At 54.3% G+C, this 17,583-nt stretch carries 9 protein-coding genes and 1 pseudogene; 9 read left to right on the forward strand and 1 reads right to left on the reverse strand.

Going from position 1 to position 17,583, the window contains the following annotated elements; all coding sequences use genetic code 11:
- The first annotated feature begins 5 nt into the window (after positions 1-5).
- From H7F31_RS06900 to H7F31_RS06940, 9 genes and pseudogenes are all read left to right on the forward strand, one after another.
- Positions 6-767 (forward strand): creatininase family protein, encoded by a 762-nt coding sequence (locus H7F31_RS06900; RefSeq protein WP_187103529.1) that lies wholly within the window; start codon positions 6-8, stop codon positions 765-767.
- Positions 768-782: 15 nt separating this feature from the next.
- On the forward strand, positions 783-1,157 hold the full coding sequence (locus H7F31_RS06905) for a RidA family protein (protein ID WP_108994011.1): 375 nt from the start codon (positions 783-785) through the stop codon (positions 1,155-1,157).
- 44 nt (positions 1,158-1,201) lie between these two features.
- Positions 1,202-1,942 (forward strand): annotated as a pseudogene (locus H7F31_RS06910) (Gfo/Idh/MocA family protein); the annotation flags it as partial.
- A 268-nt stretch (positions 1,943-2,210) separates the two neighbouring features.
- On the forward strand, positions 2,211-2,870 hold the full coding sequence (locus H7F31_RS06915; protein ID WP_187105242.1) for an RraA family protein: 660 nt from the start codon (positions 2,211-2,213) through the stop codon (positions 2,868-2,870).
- A gap of 47 nt (positions 2,871-2,917) precedes the next feature.
- Positions 2,918-3,808, forward strand: a complete 891-nt coding sequence (locus H7F31_RS06920; protein WP_187103531.1) for an SMP-30/gluconolactonase/LRE family protein — start codon at positions 2,918-2,920, stop codon at positions 3,806-3,808.
- On the forward strand, positions 3,808-4,965 hold the full coding sequence (locus H7F31_RS06925) for a Gfo/Idh/MocA family protein (protein WP_261800482.1): 1,158 nt from the start codon (positions 3,808-3,810) through the stop codon (positions 4,963-4,965). Before H7F31_RS06920 ends, H7F31_RS06925 begins: the two co-directional genes overlap by 1 nt.
- The gene (locus H7F31_RS06930; protein ID WP_187103533.1) at positions 4,958-6,778 is read left to right on the forward strand and encodes a hypothetical protein; all 1,821 of its coding nucleotides are present in this window, start codon (positions 4,958-4,960) and stop codon (positions 6,776-6,778) included. Before H7F31_RS06925 ends, H7F31_RS06930 begins: the two co-directional genes overlap by 8 nt.
- A gap of 28 nt (positions 6,779-6,806) precedes the next feature.
- Entirely contained in the window at positions 6,807-9,887 is a 3,081-nt protein-coding gene (locus H7F31_RS06935; RefSeq protein ID WP_187103534.1) for a family 43 glycosylhydrolase, read from the forward strand.
- Positions 9,888-10,156: 269 nt separating this feature from the next.
- Positions 10,157-15,832, forward strand: a complete 5,676-nt coding sequence (locus H7F31_RS06940; protein ID WP_187103535.1) for an MBG domain-containing protein — start codon at positions 10,157-10,159, stop codon at positions 15,830-15,832.
- Between the two features lie 111 nt (positions 15,833-15,943).
- On the opposite strand, the gene spoVB is transcribed toward H7F31_RS06940, so the two are convergent.
- Positions 15,944-17,494: a stage V sporulation protein B gene (spoVB, locus tag H7F31_RS06945; protein WP_187103536.1), complete on the reverse strand. Its 1,551-nt coding sequence runs from the start codon at positions 17,492-17,494 to the stop codon at positions 15,944-15,946.
- Positions 17,495-17,583: the final 89 nt, after the last annotated feature.

Raw genomic sequence — 17,583 nt, forward strand, 5'->3', positions numbered from 1 at the left:
ATTCCATGATCTTTCATGAACTGACTTATGAAGCAATTAAAGATATCGACTTTTCGCGCACGATTGTACTTATACCGACGGGGGCAACGGAGCAGCATGGGCCGCATCTGCCGACAAATACGGATACTTTGATCGTCGGTCGATTGGCCGAGAGGATCGAGCGGTCGCTTGCGGAGCATATATTGCTTACCCCGACGATCTGGTTGGGACATTCTCCGCATCATATGTCGTTTGGCGGTACATTGTCTTTGCCTCATTCGGTCTATATCCAGATGCTGCATGCGGTTTGCGATTCTTATGTCCGAATGGGCGCGAAAAAAATATGGCTATTAAACGGCCATGGAGGAAATGGAGCGCCTCACCAGATCGTACTTCAACAATTAAAAAACGAATATCCCGATGTGATCGCCGTTGCCGCTGATTATTGGAACCTGGCCAGGGAGGAGATCGGCAGCATTCGCCAGTCCGGCACAGGGGGGCTCGGACATGCCTGCGAGCTGGAAACTTCCCTCTATCTGTATCTCGATGAAACCAAAGTGTTGCGCGAGCGGATTCGCGATGACGGCGTACAACCCGAAGGAGATATCTGGTTGTTGGATATGCAGAGAGGAAATGAAGTTTCGCGCGTGTTTAATTTTCGGGAGCTCACGAAATCGGGCGTTTTTGGCAGGCCTTCGTTGGCAACGAAAGATAAGGGTCAGCAGTTGTTTGATGGTATTAGCGCTAGGTTGGAGCAATTCGCATTGCAGTTGCTGCAAATTCAATAGAAACGAGGGTGGCGCATGTCTAAACAAATGATTAGCTCACCACGGGTTCATCCGGTGTTTGGCCATTATTCGTCGGCAGTTCTGAAACAAAATACGATGTATTTGGCCGGATTTGGACCCTTTGATGTTAACCAGCAGCTGGTAGGGGAGACCATAGTCGAACAGACGCATCAGACGATGCAGAATATTCGCAATCTATTGGAAGATAACGGATTCGGCATGAGCGATATTGTACGCGCCACCGTTTATTTGAGTTCGATATCCGATTGGGCCGCTTTTAATGAAGTTTTCGGCCAGTACTTCGATGGAGATTATCCGGCCAGAACAGTAGTCGCGTGCGAGTTGAACGGTTTTCTGGTGGAGGTCGAATGCACGGCTATCAAGGACTGATCCGACAGTCGGGGGGGAGGCAAGCGATGAAAGACTTTCTATGCATGGGTGTAATAGGCTGTGGCGATATCGCCGTTTCCAGGCATCTTCCCGCTATGCACGCTTCCGATGCGGTCCGGATTGTTGCGCTTTGCGACACGGATCTGGAGCGAGCCAATCAACTGGCCGCCAGGTACGAAGTACCCTTGGCGACAACCGATCACCGCGAGCTGTTGAATGATCCCGGCATTGATGCGGTTGTCATATGCACGCCGCCTTGGATAACGCCGTTATTGACGATAGAAAGTTTGCAAGCGGGCAAGCATGTGCTGTGCGAGAAGCCGATGGCGGTGGATTTGGAGACGGCGCTGAAAGTGCGGGAGGCGGAGCAAAGCAGCGGTTGCCAGGTGCAAGTAGGTTTTACATACCGGCACGGCCCCCTGTTCGAAACATTAAGAACATGGATTCGGAGCGGGCAGTTGGGAGCGCCGCTTATCTATCGAATGGGCATCTTTGATGAAATTTGGGATCCGGACGGCAATCCCGAGCATTATGACAGAATCTATCGCACTATGGAGCGCGGCTCGCCATCTATTCATGACGGCGCCCATGTGGCGGATTATCTGAACTTTCTGAGCGATTCCCGGGTCGAGGAAGTACAGTCGTTCGGCCTGCGTACCCGAGAGGAGTTTCCCGCGTCGAATTACGACCTGTCGGTAATCCGGTTTGCTAACGGCGATGTGGCCAAAGTGGAGATTGGGTGGTTCATGCCGCGGTTTCCGAAGGGCGAATTTGAAGTTGTAGGTCCGCGCGGCATCGCCATTTTTGATCGCGACTCCCGCACCGTTCAATTGAAAAATGAAACCGTTACACAGACCGTTCGGCTTGAGGATGATTATTTTGAATCCTGCTTTAAAATCCAGTTGGACAAATTTGTCCATAGCATCAAGACAGGGGAGCCATGCATTCCCGGTACGCAAGAGGGCATTGACAGCCTTGCTTTAACCAAAGCTATCGAAAAAAGCATTTCCGGAAAACCATAAAGCTAGATGCGAGGGAGAGAACAGCGTGAACATGAACAGCGACAGTCAACTTTTTGAAGTCATGAAAGCGAAGCTGTATACCGGCGTTATTTGCGATACTTTGGATGAATTGGGGTATCGGGAACAGGCCATGAGCGAGCATGTACGGCCGCTGCAGCCTGATCTTGTTGTTGTAGGGCGGGCCAAAACGATATTGGCAGCCGATGTTTACCATGTGCATGAACATCCGTACAAGCTGGAAATTCAAGCGCTTGACAGCATTAAACCCGGTGAAGTGGTGGTGATGTGCACGAATCAATCCGTGAATAACGGCATTTGGGGCGAACTGCTGTCTACGGCAGCCGCGATGAGGGGAAGCACGGGCGCGATTGTTGACGGATTGATCAGGGATACCCGCAAGATCAAAGACATGAATTTTCCCGTCTTTTGCAAAGGGATCAAACCGGTGGATTCCAGGGGAAGAGGAATCGTGATCGATTATGACTGCCCTGTTGTTGCGGGAGGAATTCGCGTGCATCCGGGCGACGTTGTATTCGCAGACTGCGACGGCGTTGCGGTTATTCCTTCCGCAGTGCTTGAACAGACGGTCGAATTGGCAGTCGGGAAGGTCGAAAGAGAGAACAACAGCCGTAAAGAACTGCTGGAGGGCAAGCTGCTTCAGGATGTGTTCGATAAATATGGCGTATTGTGAAAGCGGAGTAAATGTGAAAGACACATTCCGCCACGGAGGCTGCAACTATGCATGATGATTTGTTATATATCAGCCGCGTTTTTACCGAACCGTTTGGATTTACGGACGGAATCGAGGGACCGGCATGCGATCGGCACGGGAATTTGTATGCAGTCAACTATGCGAGGCAGCATACGATTGGCAGGATTACGCCTGACGGACAATGCGCCGTATTTGTCGAGCTGGAGAACGGGAGCATAGGCAACGGTATTCGCTTCAATCGGGCGGGCGACATGCTGATCGCGGATTATACCCGTCACCAGATTCTCAAAGTCGAGATGGCAACCCGCCATGTATCCGTACTTGCACACGAACCTTCGATGAGTCAGCCGAACGATATTGCCATCACGGACGACGATATCGTATTTGCCAGCGACCCCGACTGGGAGGCGTCCTTAGGCCGATTGTGGAGAATCGAGCCGGATGGGACAACGACTTTGCTAGAGGAAGGGATGGGTACAACCAACGGCATCGAAGTGAGTCCCGACGGCAAACGTCTTTATGTGAACGAATCATTTCAACGAAAGATTTGGGTTTATGATCTGTCGGCCGATGCGCAAATTTCGAATAAATGTCTGTTGTTTGCCTTTGACGATTATGGACTTGACGGAATGAGATGCGACATGGAAGGCAACCTTTACGTGACCCGCTATGGGAAGGGGAGTGTGGTGAAGCTGTCGCCCGGCGGCGAAATATTGGAGGAAATTATGCTGACGGGAAAAAATTGCACGAATTTAACCTTCGGCGGACACGATGGGAGAACCTGCTATGTCACGGTTGCGGACACGGGCAACATAGAAATCTTCCGGGTGGATGCTCCCGGAAGATGCTGGACCATGCAACAAGCGCAATCATTCACAAATATACGGAGCGTTGGAGAGGAGCAAGAAGGATCGTGATGAATAGAAAAGTAAGATTGGGCGTTATCGGATTGGGACCAAGAGGCGTATATATCGCACAGTTGTACGCAAGACATCCGGATTGCGAGATTGTTGCGTTATGCGATCGTGTCGGCCCCACGGTCGAGCAGGCTGCGGTTGCCCTGAAATCCAGTGCAAACTGGTACACGGACTTCGAGCGAATGATTCGCGAAGAAAAGCCGGATGCGGTATTAATAGCGTCCCCGCCCGACGAGCAAGTGGATATTGCCTGTTATGCGATGGAACAAGGCGTGCACGTCACAACCGAAGTTCCGGCGGCCTATACGATGGAACAATGTTGGAAACTCGTTCGCACGGTTGAGAAAACCGGCGCAAAATATCAATTATCGGAACAAACCCGTTATTGGGGATTTATCGATGAGTGGCGCCGGATGGCGGAGCGCGGCGACTTCGGGCAGATTTTGTTCGCCGAAGGGGAATATTTTCATTATGGCGAGTGGGACTATTATATCGATCCTCAAACGGGGGAACGTTTTTATGGAAACGCGCTGCCTCCGGAAGGCAGGGAAGTAGAAGCAACGTGGCGCAACAAACGGTTTTACAATCCGATCTATTATTTGCCGCATACGCTAAGTCCGCTTCTAAAGATTACGGGCGGGAGAGTGACCAAGGTATCATGTATGGGAACGAGGCCCCGAAGCTATTATGTCGATAACTACGAGGCGAGGGACATTGAGGTTGCGCTTATGCATACAAGCACCGACACCGTATTGCGGGTTGCTGCCGGATTCACCTCGCCGCACGGCCCCCGCAAGGAAACCGGCTTCCACTGGTACCAGGTGAAGGGAACCGAGCAGACGGCGGAATGGGCAAGGACGGAGAACGACAGTCCAAGATTGTGGACGGCAGCGGATCGTCAATGGCGAGAGATGGATTGGAGCACAAACGTCCGTGACGTAAGCGATTTCATCAAAGCAAGCGGTCACGGTAGCTCGGATGGATGGCCCGTCGTCAATTTCCTGCGAGCGATCCGGGAAGACAAACCTATCGATATGGATGTTTACAAGGCCGTCGAGACGGCCGCTCCTGCCATTCTTGCCGCCGAATCTTCCAATCGGGGCGGGATTCTGCTCGAGGTTCCGGATTTCAGAAAGAAGGTACCGGATCATGAATGAGCAGGCTAGATCGTTTGTTGGTTATCTCTATAGCGATCGACTGAGAGCGGAAGCCAATCGTATCGGGAGAAATTACTGGTATGCCTATTTGCCGGAAATATTCGATGAAATGGGTTTGCGCGCGACGGAACTGTCCCTTGATGCATTGGAGAACGTTTCGGATCTTGCAGGATATAAATATTTATTTGCCGGTTCGATGAGCCTGAATGCGCGACAGCAAGAAGTTTTGCGGGAATGGGTGCGCCTCGGAGGCATTCTCATTGGATTTGCCCTCAAGGGAGCGGATGATCTGTTCGGCATCAGTCATCGCAAAACGATTGCGCAGCCGGACGACGAGTTCACGATTTCGGGATACGGCAAATTTTCGCGGCAGGAAGGAGATGCCGAGACGTCTCCGGATCCGATGTACGATTATCGCGGCGCGCTGCTTCCGATCTTTTCGCCGCTGGAGATGGTCGCGCCGGGCCATGAGGCCGTGATCGAGGAAGCTTTGCTGCTTAACGCAGGTAGAACGGCTACCGGCTGCCCTTCTGTTGTCCGGACACAACTGGAAGCCGGGAAGACATGGTACTTTGCCTTTGATCTGACTCAGACGATCTGGGTGATGCATCAAGGGCGGCCGATTGATCGGGACTACGACGGCGACGGATATTATCGGACCGGGGATGCGATTCCGTTCAGCCGTCTGCATGATCTGGAGGTTCCTTATGGGGATTATTGGCTGCAGTATCTGGAGGAGATATTGTCATCCACTCCCCAGCCCTTTATTCATCAACTCCCGCCATTGCCGGACGGAAGCGTGCCGGACTTGCTCATTCATTTCGGCGGAGACGATGAGTGCACGCCAGGCATTCAGGTCGAGGCTTCCCGCTATATGAAAGCGTTGGGACTTCCTTATCACATGAATTTGATGCCCGTAAACGGCAAATTTGCAATCGATCGGCAAGAGTATGAGATCATCAAAAACAACGGACATGATTTATCGATCCATTTTGATTTTGTCAAACCCCATTTTCATTATACGGAAGCCGATGTGCTGGAACAAATCCAGATGTATACGGAGGCCTTCGGAGAAGTGCCGATTGCTTCCGTAAATCATTGGTGCACAGGCACTGGCTGGGCGGAGCATGCGCGTTGGGCAAGCTCGGGAGGAATGAAAGGCGACAATTCAAGGGCGCATGCTTTCAATCCCCCTTATAATCCAATCAATCTGATGGGCTATGGATTCGGAACGGTATATCCGCATTTTGTATACGACGATTTCAAGCATGACAACGCGCGCATACCGTTTGTCAACATTCCCATCGGCTTTTTCGAGCCGCGTATTTATGAAGAATCGAAAGATCGGGATATTGCCCGAATACAGCTGGCTGTCGAGCGGGCGGCGTATTTCGGGTGGACGCTCAATATGTTCATTCATCCGGTGTATATTTCCGACGCGGAGCACAATATGCATTGCTTGCCCGCGCTGGAAGAACTGCTTCGATATTTGAATGAAAAGCAATTCAAGGTAAAGTATCATTCCACAAATCAGCTGTGCCTTTGGTGGATGGAGCGTGCTTCGACCCGATTGGAGCATTGCGTACTGGATGCTGGAGACGGCGGATCCACTTTATCATTTGAAGTGGAAACGCAATCAAGCGACGGCGTGCTGGTCAAAATCCCGCTAAACGACGGTAACGGGGAAGCAGCCTCTTATTCGTTAGACGGTCAACAGCGGGCGGCTGCCGTTCATCGCCAGAACGGCCGATGCTGGATCATATGCCATGTACCGAGAGGAGAGCATCGGATTAGCGTAACGTTGCCGAATTGATGGATTCTGAAGAAGGAGTGATGGATAAATGCGACATGCAGAGCTGAAAAGCGGTTTGATGCGATGGAGAAAAGCTGCAGGATATTTTATGCTGGTCGTCTTTATGATTTCTCTGAACTTTTTTGGCGTCACTGCTCCCACGTTGACGTTTGCCCAATCTTCCACGTACACCAATCCGATCCGGCCCGGCGATTTTGCCGACCCTACTATCATTAAAGGCAAGGACGGGTATTGGTATGCGTATGCTACCGGGGACAGATTCCAAATTTCCAGGTCGGAAGATCTGCAAACATGGACAAATATGGGCACGGTATTCGCTTCAAAACCTGCCTGGGCGAGTGGTTATTCCTTTTGGGCTCCAGACATTCGATATATTGATGGGCAATACGTTCTTTATTACAGCGTGATCAACAGTTCCGGCGTGTCGGCGATCGGCGCTGCATCCGCGCCTTCGCCGACGGGGCCATGGACGGACAGAGGCTCAGCGCTGCTGACCGTCGGCGCCACGCTGATTGATCCTGCAGGCTTTACCGATACAGACGGAACAAATTATGTCCTATACGGGAGTTATCCGGGAGGGGTCTGGATTCAGAAGCTCAACAGCAGCGGGCTGAGTGCCGATCCGGCCTTCTCTCCGGTGAAAATTGCCAGCGGCAAATATGAAGGGCCTTACATGGTGCATCGTGACGGCTTTTATTATCTGATGCTGTCGTCATCCAGTTGTTGTGCCGGACCTTCGTCCGGGTATGTAACCTATGTCGGGAAGTCCGCAAGCCTGCTTGGTTCCTATGTCGATCGCGATGGAATACCGCTTGTGAATTCGCGAAGCGGCGGAACGATCATGATGTCCAACAGCGGTAATTCGGTTCTTGGCGGGGGCCACAATGCCATGCTGACCGATCTTTCCGGTCAAACCTATATCGTGTATCATGCGCTTAATCGTTACACGGCTGCCGACACGGTCCGTCAATTGCATATCGATCGCCTCGACTGGATTGACGGATGGCCGATCGTGCGCGAGGGCAGAGGGGCATCGGCTACTCCCCAGCCCATGCCGATTGTAACAGGAACGGTGGATGATCGCTTTGGAGATTCTGTCGCCACAGCGAACAATTTTGTTGCGCTTCAAGGCAGCTTCTCGAACATCGGCGGTGCAGGAACAGACAGCGGGGCGTTCATGCGGCTGAACGGACCGGATACAATGGCGAGAGTGAAGGTGCTTTCCGGCTCGGATGTGCAGGTCCAGGCGGATGTACGTACAATGGGGACGGCCGATGTCGTTGGCTTGCTGAGTAACTATGTGGATAAAGACCATTATGTGCGGATTTTGCTTGATGCCGCAACGAACGAGTTGCAAATCGAAACCGTGACCAACGGAATTCCGACAGTTACGACTACTTCTTTGCCATCGAGCTTTGCGCCGGACAAATGGCATACCTTGACCGTCCAAGTGCGCGGCAATCATCTCAAGGCCGAAGTCACCCATGCCAATCTTGGAGACCCATTGGCTGTAAAAACAGCTACGCTTCCAAATGCGCTGGTTAATCAGGGGGTTGCCGGAATAGCGGGAGACGATCTTGCGGAAGTGGATAATTTTTCGGTAAGTACAATCTTTACGGCATATACATCTTTGGTTTCGGATCCGCCTATTGTCAGCAACAATTTGTTAACCGCCTATTCCGATGAATTTACAGGAAGCTTGGGTGCCGGCTGGAGCTGGATCAGAAATGATCCGAATGCCAGCGTGCAGTCGGGTTCGTTGGCATGGCCGACACAATCGGGGGATCTCGCCGCCGCGTCGGGCAAACCCGGGGTCTTGTTGCGATCTCCGCCTAAAGGCAACTATATGATCGAAACGAAACTCAATTTTAATGTCGGAATCAACACGATCAGAGATTTTGAACAGGCCGGCCTCATTGTTTATACCAATGATAACAATCATTTGCGTTTGGTCCACAGCACCGCGAATACGCTTAGGTTGTTAGAGTTTTGGAAAGTGACGCAAGAGGGCGGCGGTACTCGATGGGCGGGAGCAACGAATTTCGGAGTGCCGACTGATACGACTTGGCTCCGCATCCATGTAACCATTGATCCTGTAACGGGCGAGCAGCATTATCGGCCTTCAAGCAGTACGGACGGCGTAAACTGGAAAACGGGGGGAGTGTGGGTCCTTCCCGCCAATACCTTCGCCCAGATCGGACTGGTGTCGCACGGCCGTACAAACGCAACCCAGGCAACAGCCAAATTCGAGTATTTCCGTGTGTTCCAGAATAAAATCGACCGAATCGAAGGCGATGTTACTGGTGACAAGTATGGAGATCTGACAACCATTGACGCAGACGGGAGGTTGTCAATCTATGCGAATGGATTCCTGGAGCCGACCCATAACGGATATCCTTTCGTCAATAAGTACTGGACATCTCTGGGCACATCGTGGGGAGCAGATACAACAGCCATTACGACAGCCGATTTAACGGGCGACGGAAAGGCCGAGTTGCTGGCTCTGGGAACAGACGGTCATCTGCGCATATGGAAAAATACAGGCAGCGCCACCCCTTGGACATTCGTTACCTGGGATTACGTCAATTGGAGCGATGCGATTCGCATTGCTGCGGGGGATGTGAATGGCGACGGGTTGGCTGATCTCGTTTCCACACACACAGACGGTTCCTTGCGCATTCACGTGAATACGGGGAATGCTTCCGCTTCCGGAACGGGACTGCCGTTTAACATGCTGACCTGGTCTGTTCCGTCAGGCTATTCCTCGGGAATAACGGGGATTGCCGTTGCCGATACGACAGGTGACGGGTATGCCGATCTGCTGGTGGCGAGAAGCGACGGAACTTTGACGGAGTATGCCAATCAATGGCCAAGCGCCCCCAATCAGCTGCCCTTCGCTGCCGCAAGCTGGAGCGTGTCAGGGGAATGGGATGACATATCTGATATTTCGGCAAGCGATGTCAACGGAGACGGATGGGCCGATCTGATGGCTCTGACAACAATGGGTCAGCTTCAAATATACGCCAACAAAAAGTTTTATACAGGCGCGCCATTTGATACTGCGACCTGGATTTATTACAACTGGAGCGGTGTAAGCGTAATCGGGTAGGCCCTCTTAGGAGCCGGAAGCGAAATTCCTGCAATAGGGAAGACGCGGGTAGTAACGAAGGAGCTTTTGTGCTTGTCCGGGTCATAAAAAGTCGTTTCGAGGGTCCGCTCATGGGCCTCTCGAAACGGCTTTTTTGGCATCCTTGGTGACTCCGAATCTATGAGCGGCCTCACTTAAATAAACTAACTTTCGATAATCATCAATCGCGCCTTCCTATGGTACGATTGATTTATTCGCTTAATAATTAATAGACTGAAGGAGTGCTTCTAATGTTTGGTAATAGCTTCCGCGGCCATCTGGCGAAGGTTGCGGCGGTCGTATTGACTATAGCGGTTGTGTTTGCGTGGTTGGGAGGAGGACGGGAGGAAGTATTGGCCGCGGCATCGCCCGATCCTGTCGACCAGCAAGTCGTTTCGAGCGGATTGGGAACGGGCGCCATGTTCGATGATACGGCCCAGAGCTTTACAGCGGGCAAAAGCGGCTATCTGTACGACATTGAGCTTCATCTGTTCCGATTTACAAACGCGGAAGCAGGACAACTCAAGATCGAGATTTTTGCGGGGGAGACCCTGTCGGGTTCGGCGCTTGGTTCGGTCACGCTCGACTATTTGGATATCCCTTTGTCGCCGGCGCCGAATATGACCTTAATCACCTTCGATGGCATACCTATAACGGAGGGACAGCAATATACGATTCGAACCACTTCCGCCAGCCAAGGCGGTATGTGGATGGCCACGGGAAATTCCTATTCCGGAGGAAGGTTCTATAGCAGCTCCCACTGGCCCCCTGATTGGAAGGACGAATATGACGGTTACTTCCGCACCTATGTAGCGGACGCCGTGCGGACTCCCGACACGCAATTGACGGTGGCTGCGCCGGCGAACGCGAATTATGGAGATGAGGTCGTTTTTTCCGCTCAATTGATGAACGGGGCAAGGGCATTTGCCAATCAACAGATCGAATTTCAATTGAACGGCGTTCCCGTCGGCAGCGCGGTAACGAATGCTCAAGGCAGGGCGGAGCTGACGTACGGCCTGAACAAGCCGCCGGGAAATCTCCTGTTGGAGGCACGCTACAACGGGACCTCGTTCTACTCCATGGCGGCGGACGATACGACGATCAACGTCGCGAAGAGGTCGATCACGGTACTGGTCGGCGGGGCGACGCGTCCGTACGGAAGCGGCAATCCTGCCTTTACGAGTCAAGTAACCGGGCTCGCTTCGTGGGATGCGGCGTCTTCGCTTGGGACGCTCTCCTACGCGACAATCGCCTCCGCTGCCTCGAACGTGGGAACATACGCGGTTCAGGCATCGGGCTATCATTCTCCGAACTACGCGATAACTTATGTAGCGGGCACGCTCACGATTACGAAAGCCCCGCTGACCGCGGAGGCCGATTCGACTTCGCGCCAATACGGTCTGAGCAATCCGGTCTTAACGGGCACGCTGACGGGACTTAGGAACGGAGATGCCATAACTGTCACCTATTCGACTACGACTTCGCCAAGCAGCCCGGTAGGTGCTTATGCGATTACTCCGGCTCTTGCGGACACGGGAAACGCGCTGCATAATTATGAGCTGAAATTGAAGGAAGGCCAGTTAACCGTGACGAAGGCGCCCTTGACCGTAACGGCGTCGAACGACGAACGGCAATACGGAGCCGTCAATCCGCTTCTGTCGGGGGCGATCGTCGGTCTCCGCAACGGGGACACGTTTCCGGTCGCCTATTCGACGACCGCCGCTGCGGGCAGCGGGGTCGGGTCATATGCCATTACGCCGAACGTGACGGATCGGGACAATAAACTCAAGAACTACGAGGTGCAATCCGTCCCTGGCACGCTTACCGTAACGAAAGCGCCGCTAACCGTGACGGCTCATAATAAAACGCGCGAATACGGAGATCCGAATCCCGTCTTCACGAGTACCAGCGTCGGACTCCTCAACGGGGACGCGTTCCCGATATCCTATTCGACTTCCGCTACGGCGGGCAGCGCCGTGGGTCAGTATGACATAACCCCGACCGTTGCGGATCAGGGAGGCAAGCTGGCGAATTACGAGGTACAGACGGAGAAGGGGAAGCTGACGATCTCCAAGGCGTCTTATACAGTGACGGCCGATGATCAAACGCGCGAATACGGAGATCCGAATCCCGTCTTCACAAGTACTAGTGTCGGTCTTCGCAACGGGGACACGTTCCCGGTATCTTATTCGACTTCCGCTACGGCGGACAGCGCCGTGGGTCAGTATGACGTTACCCCGATCGTTGCGGATCAGGGAGGCAAGCTGGCGAATTACGAGGTACAGACGGAGAAGGGAAAGCTGACGATCTCCAAGGCGTCTTATACAGTGACGGTCGATGATCAAACGCGCGAATACGGAGATCCGAATCCCGTCTTCACGAGTACCAGTGTCGGTCTCCGCAACGGAGATACGTTCCCGATATCTTATTCGACTACCGCTACTGAGGTCAGTGGGGTCGGGACCTATGCAATTACGTCAAACGTGACGGATTTGGACAATAAACTCAAGAACTACGAGGTGCAATCCGTTCCCGGCACGCTTGCCGTAACGAAAGCGCCGCTAACCGTGACGGCTGATAATCAAACGCGAGAATACGGCAAAGCTAATTCCGACTTCACGGGCACGAGCGTCGGTCTTCGCAACGGGGACACGTTCCCGGTATCTTATTCGACTTCTGCTACGGCGGACAGCGCCGTCGGCGAGTACGACATTATCCCGACCATTGCGGATCAGGGAGGCAAGCTGGCGAATTACGAGGTCCAGACGGAGAAGGGGCAGCTGACGATCTCCAAGGCGCCTTTTACGGTGACGGTCGATGATCAAACGCGAGAATACGGAGATCCGAATCACGTCTTCACAAGTACTAGTGTCGGTCTTCGCAACGGAGATACGTTCCCGATATCTTATTCGACCGAGGCCGTGGCGGGCAGCGCCGTGGGTCAGTATGACATTATCCCGACCGTCGCGGATCAGGGAGGCAAGCTGTCGAATTACGAGGTCCAGACGGAGAAGGGGCAGCTGACGATCTCCAAGGCGCCTTTTACGGTGACGGTCGATGATCAAACGCGCGAATACGGAGATCCGAATCCCGTCTTCACGAGTACCAGTGTCGGTCTCCGCAACGGTGACACGTTCCCGATAACTTATTCGACCGAGGCTGTGGCAGGCAGCGCCGTGGGTCAGTATGACATAACCCCGACCGTTGCGGATCAGGGGGGCAAGCTGTCGAATTACGTAGTCCAGACGGAGAAGGGGAAGCTCACGGTTACCCAAGCGCCGCTAACGATTCGGCCTGCCGATGCCAGTCGGTTATACGGCGAAGTTAACCCCGCGTTCACGGGAACGCTCGACGGGCTGAAAAATTCGGATGACATCCCCGTCGCTTATACGACGGCGGCCACGGCCGAAAGTCCCGTTGGGGATTATTCCATTACATCGGCGGTGACGGAGCCGGACGGAACGGCGAGCAATTATCGGATTACGTTGCAGCAGGGGAGTCTTGCTGTCGGGAAGGCAGAGCTCAGCTTTGCCGCCACGGATGCGGAGCGTGTATACGGACAACCGAACCCGTCATTAACCGGAACGTCTTCCGGCCTTAAGAACGGCGATGCGATCACGGCCGATTATACCACCGCCGCCTCGGAGGCCAGCTCCGTCGGCAGCTATGAGATCACAATCGGCCTGAACGATCCGGACGGCAGGCTGGCCAATTATAACGCAACGCTCGTTCCGGGTACGTTGACCGTTACGAAAGCGAGTTTGCTGGTCACTCCTCATAACGCTGTCCGCTGGACCTCTCACCCGAATCCGGATCTGACCGGGGCGCTATCAGGCCTGGCCAATCAAGACGAGATAACGGCGCGGTACCGTTCAATCGCGGTCGAGGATAGTCCGGCAGGGGAATACCCCGTCACGGCGGAACTCGACGATCCGGACGGCAAGCTGAGCAATTATGACGTTCAATTGATGGAAGGAAAGCTTAAGGTATACGATCCGCCGCGCATCGGGTTCTCGGGTTCGGACGGACCGCATGAGGTGACGGGAGATATCGCGCTGCCTTCGCAAGACGCCGAAGGGTACGAGGTCGTCTGGACGTCGTCCTCCCCTGATACGGTGGTCACCGCTACCGGGAAGGTCAATCGTCCTGCTTTCGTGCCCGGAGATTCGGGCGATGTCCGCGTTATAGTAACCGCGGAGACGAGGATAGACGGTTCGGATTACTCAGTCGAGTATGAGATCGTGGTCAAAGAAGCCGATTTGACGAATGAACAAGCAGTGGAGTGGGACGTGGATGCATTAGAAATCGGCTATGCGGATGGCGATAACACGGATCAGGTGACGGGACCTCTGCAGCTTCCGGTTACCGGAGAATGGGGCAGCGGCATCATTTGGACATCATCCCGTCCGAACATCGTAAATGCGGAGTCCGGAGAAGCGAGCCGGCCCGCTTACACGGAAGGGGATGCTTCCGTCGAACTAACGGCGACCGTAACGAAAGGCACCGTAAGCGAGACGAAGAAGTTTACGGTCCGGGTGCTTCGCCTCGATCCCGTCGCGGTGAACTTGCATACGGATCTATCCCGGTACACGATGATTTACGGTCAAGTGAAAACCATTGAGGTTACGGCAACGTATTCGGACGATACCGTCAGAAGCCAACTATCCGGGGTAACCTATACCGTGCTTGACGCTTCGATCGTCGAGGTCGATTCGACCGGGCGAGCGCAAGCTAAGGCGCCAGGCACGACCAAGGTGACGATTGGCTATGAAGGGCTGACCATCGAGGTCGAGCTGACGGTTTACCTGCCGTATACGGGCACGCCTCAAAATCGTCCGACCGCAACGATCATCCGGCCCGACGGGACGGAGACGACCGTCGACATCGGAATCGACCGGATAGAGGAAGGCGTCGTGACGATTAAAGAATCCGGTATGGTTATACTGGATCAAACGACAGTCGACAAATTGCTTGCCATGAATCCGGAGGCGGTGCTCCTCCTTCAAGGAGACAGCGCGACGATTGGCGTAAAACTGGCGGGCCTTCAGTCGGCAACGGAGTCGGAAGCTCGGACGACTTGGATGTTCGGAGCGGAACGACTAAGCGAGGCTCCCGAATCCCTTAAGGCGAGTGGACTGCGCAGTGAGTTGCTTACGGATTACGTACGTTTCTCGGCCGGCTTGAACGACGAGGTGCCTTTCCAGATGCAGACGCTGCTGCTTGGCGATGGCGAAATGCCGGACGGCGCGGTTCTCGTTCGCATCGACGAGCAGACGGGACAATTCCGATTCGTGCCGGCGAGCTTCGCGATGAAAGACGGACGGTCGGTCGCCGAATTCAAGGTGACTGGCTCCGGCATCTATGCCGTCTTGAACCATCAGGTTTCCTTCAAAGATATGGACGGGCATTGGGCGGGCCGGGAAGCCGAGCTCTTGGCTTCCAAATTGATTGTTCAGGGACGTGGCGACGGAGGCTTCGATCCGGAGGGCCGGCTGACTCGCGCCGAAGCCGCGGCGCTGCTCGTAAGGGCGCTGGGGCTTCGGCCTACTGCATCGGGCCCGTTCTACGACACGGCCGGGAAGTGGTATAAGGACGAGGTTGCGGCGGCTTATGGCGCCGGTTTGATTCAAGGTTACGCAGCCGGGGAGTTCCGCCCGGACGAAGGCGTTTCCCGCGAGCAGCTAGCCGTCATGATTATGCGTGCCGTTCGTTCGGCGGGAACGGACTTTGGCAATGCCCGTCAGGGAGTCCGGCTTACCGATGCCGCCGACGTTTCCGATTGGGCCGCGGATGCGGTCCGGGAGGCGGCGGAAGCGGGTATCGTGCAGGGCAACGAGAGGGGAGAATTTCAGCCGACTCGTTCCGTTACGCGGGCCCAAATGGTTGTTATGCTCTACCGGATGTTATCCGGCATGCAGTATATTTAGAACGCCTATAGAAGCGAGAAGGGGCACTGCGCGTCAATCATGATGACGCGCAGTGCCCCTTTGCCATTCAGACCGGTTCGCAGTACCTTACCCATGAACCCCTGAATCCCATCACCACGGAATCGAAAATCGGTAGCGGGCGTTCCTCCAGGTCAGCGTCCCCGTCAAGATCAGCGCGGCGAGATAGATCAGCAAAGAACAGAGGATCGAGGTGATGACGGACCAAACTTGCGGCATACCCTGGCCGACAACGTAAGTATAGGTCCAGTGTCCGCCGATCGCCATGAGCATGGAGCAGATCCCGACCTTGATATAAGGGCGAATGCTCCAATAGAAGCCGATCGAGCTTGAGATGGACACAAAGTTCAGGAGCGTCTGCATCACAATGCCGATACCGATGCCGTAGGCAACGCCGCTGATGCCGAATTGGCTGCCTAATACGAAGATCGAGATCCCCCGGAATACGGTGGCGATGACATAGTTCCATAACATCGTTGTCGCGCGGCCGAGTCCGAGCATAATGGCATGGAGCGGGGCGTCGAAATAATGCAGGAAAAACATCGGCGCCAATATCGCCAGAAGCACGCCTGCTTCGGGCGCGTTGTAGATCAGCGTCGTGAGCGGAGTGGACCATTCGTAGAGGATAACGGTGGCCGGGGCGCCGATTAGAAGTCCCAAGTTGATCGCCTGATTCATCCGTTCATGGATGAGCAGACTGTTTTTGTTCGCCGCAGCCTCGCCAATCGCGGGGATAAGGGCGGTGGACAAGGACTGCGTAATGAAGCTCGGCATAAAAAGGAGCGGGAACGCATAGCCGGCGAGCAAGCCGAATTGCTTCGTCGCCGCAGCCGTCCCAATGCCGGCCAGCGCCAGGCTGGTCGTAATCAGCAAGGGCTGGAACGTGTTGTACAGCGAATGAACGACGCCGTGCCCCGTCGTCGGCAGTCCGATCTGCAGCAGCTCTCCGAGCGTGCGCCGGCCATGCTTGAGGTGGCGCGCCCAGGTCTCGCCCGGCAGCTTGGACTCGCCGTACAACTTGTAGCTTAGAGCCAGGAAAGAGAGGCTGATCAACTCGCTGACGACCGAGGCGGCCATGGCTCCGGCAGCGGCATAAGCAACCCCATAGGGCATCAATAAGTGAACCAATGCAAGTACGATAGCGATCTGAACGGTATGCTCCAGCACATCGGAAGCGGCAATTGTCTTCATCTGCTGCATCCCGCGGAAGTAGCCCTTTAATACGGCCGATACGGCAACGATCGGCGCGATCGGCGTAATGGCGAGCATCGCGTAATAAGCGCGCTGATCGCTTAACAGGATGGAGGCGATCCACTCCGACCCAAGCAAGACGACGGTCGTGAGCGTGACGCTCAAGAAACCCGTGACAGCGAGAGAGACATGCAGGATGCGCCTCACTTTCTCGCGTTCGCCGCGTGCATGCGCTTCTGCGACCAGCTTGGAGATGGCCACTGGCAAGCCAAGCTCCGTAATCGTAATGACGAGCGGGACGAGCGGATGCGCCATCATCAGGATGCCGATACCTTCCGCGCCCAGTACGCGAGCGATATACATGCCGCTGATGAAGCCAAGAATACGGTTGATAAAGGCAGCGGCAGACAAGACCAGCGTACCTCTCATAAACGATTGCCCGTGTTGTGACATGATGGATGTCCTCCTGTTTCTCGAATATTCTAATGTATTCAAAAATCGGAGAAGCATGCGAACAAGCCGGTTGCCGGATAGGCCCGGCA

It is taken from the genome of Paenibacillus sp. PAMC21692, from assembly GCF_014303795.1.
Classification (GTDB): domain Bacteria; phylum Bacillota; class Bacilli; order Paenibacillales; family Paenibacillaceae; genus Pristimantibacillus; species Pristimantibacillus agaridevorans.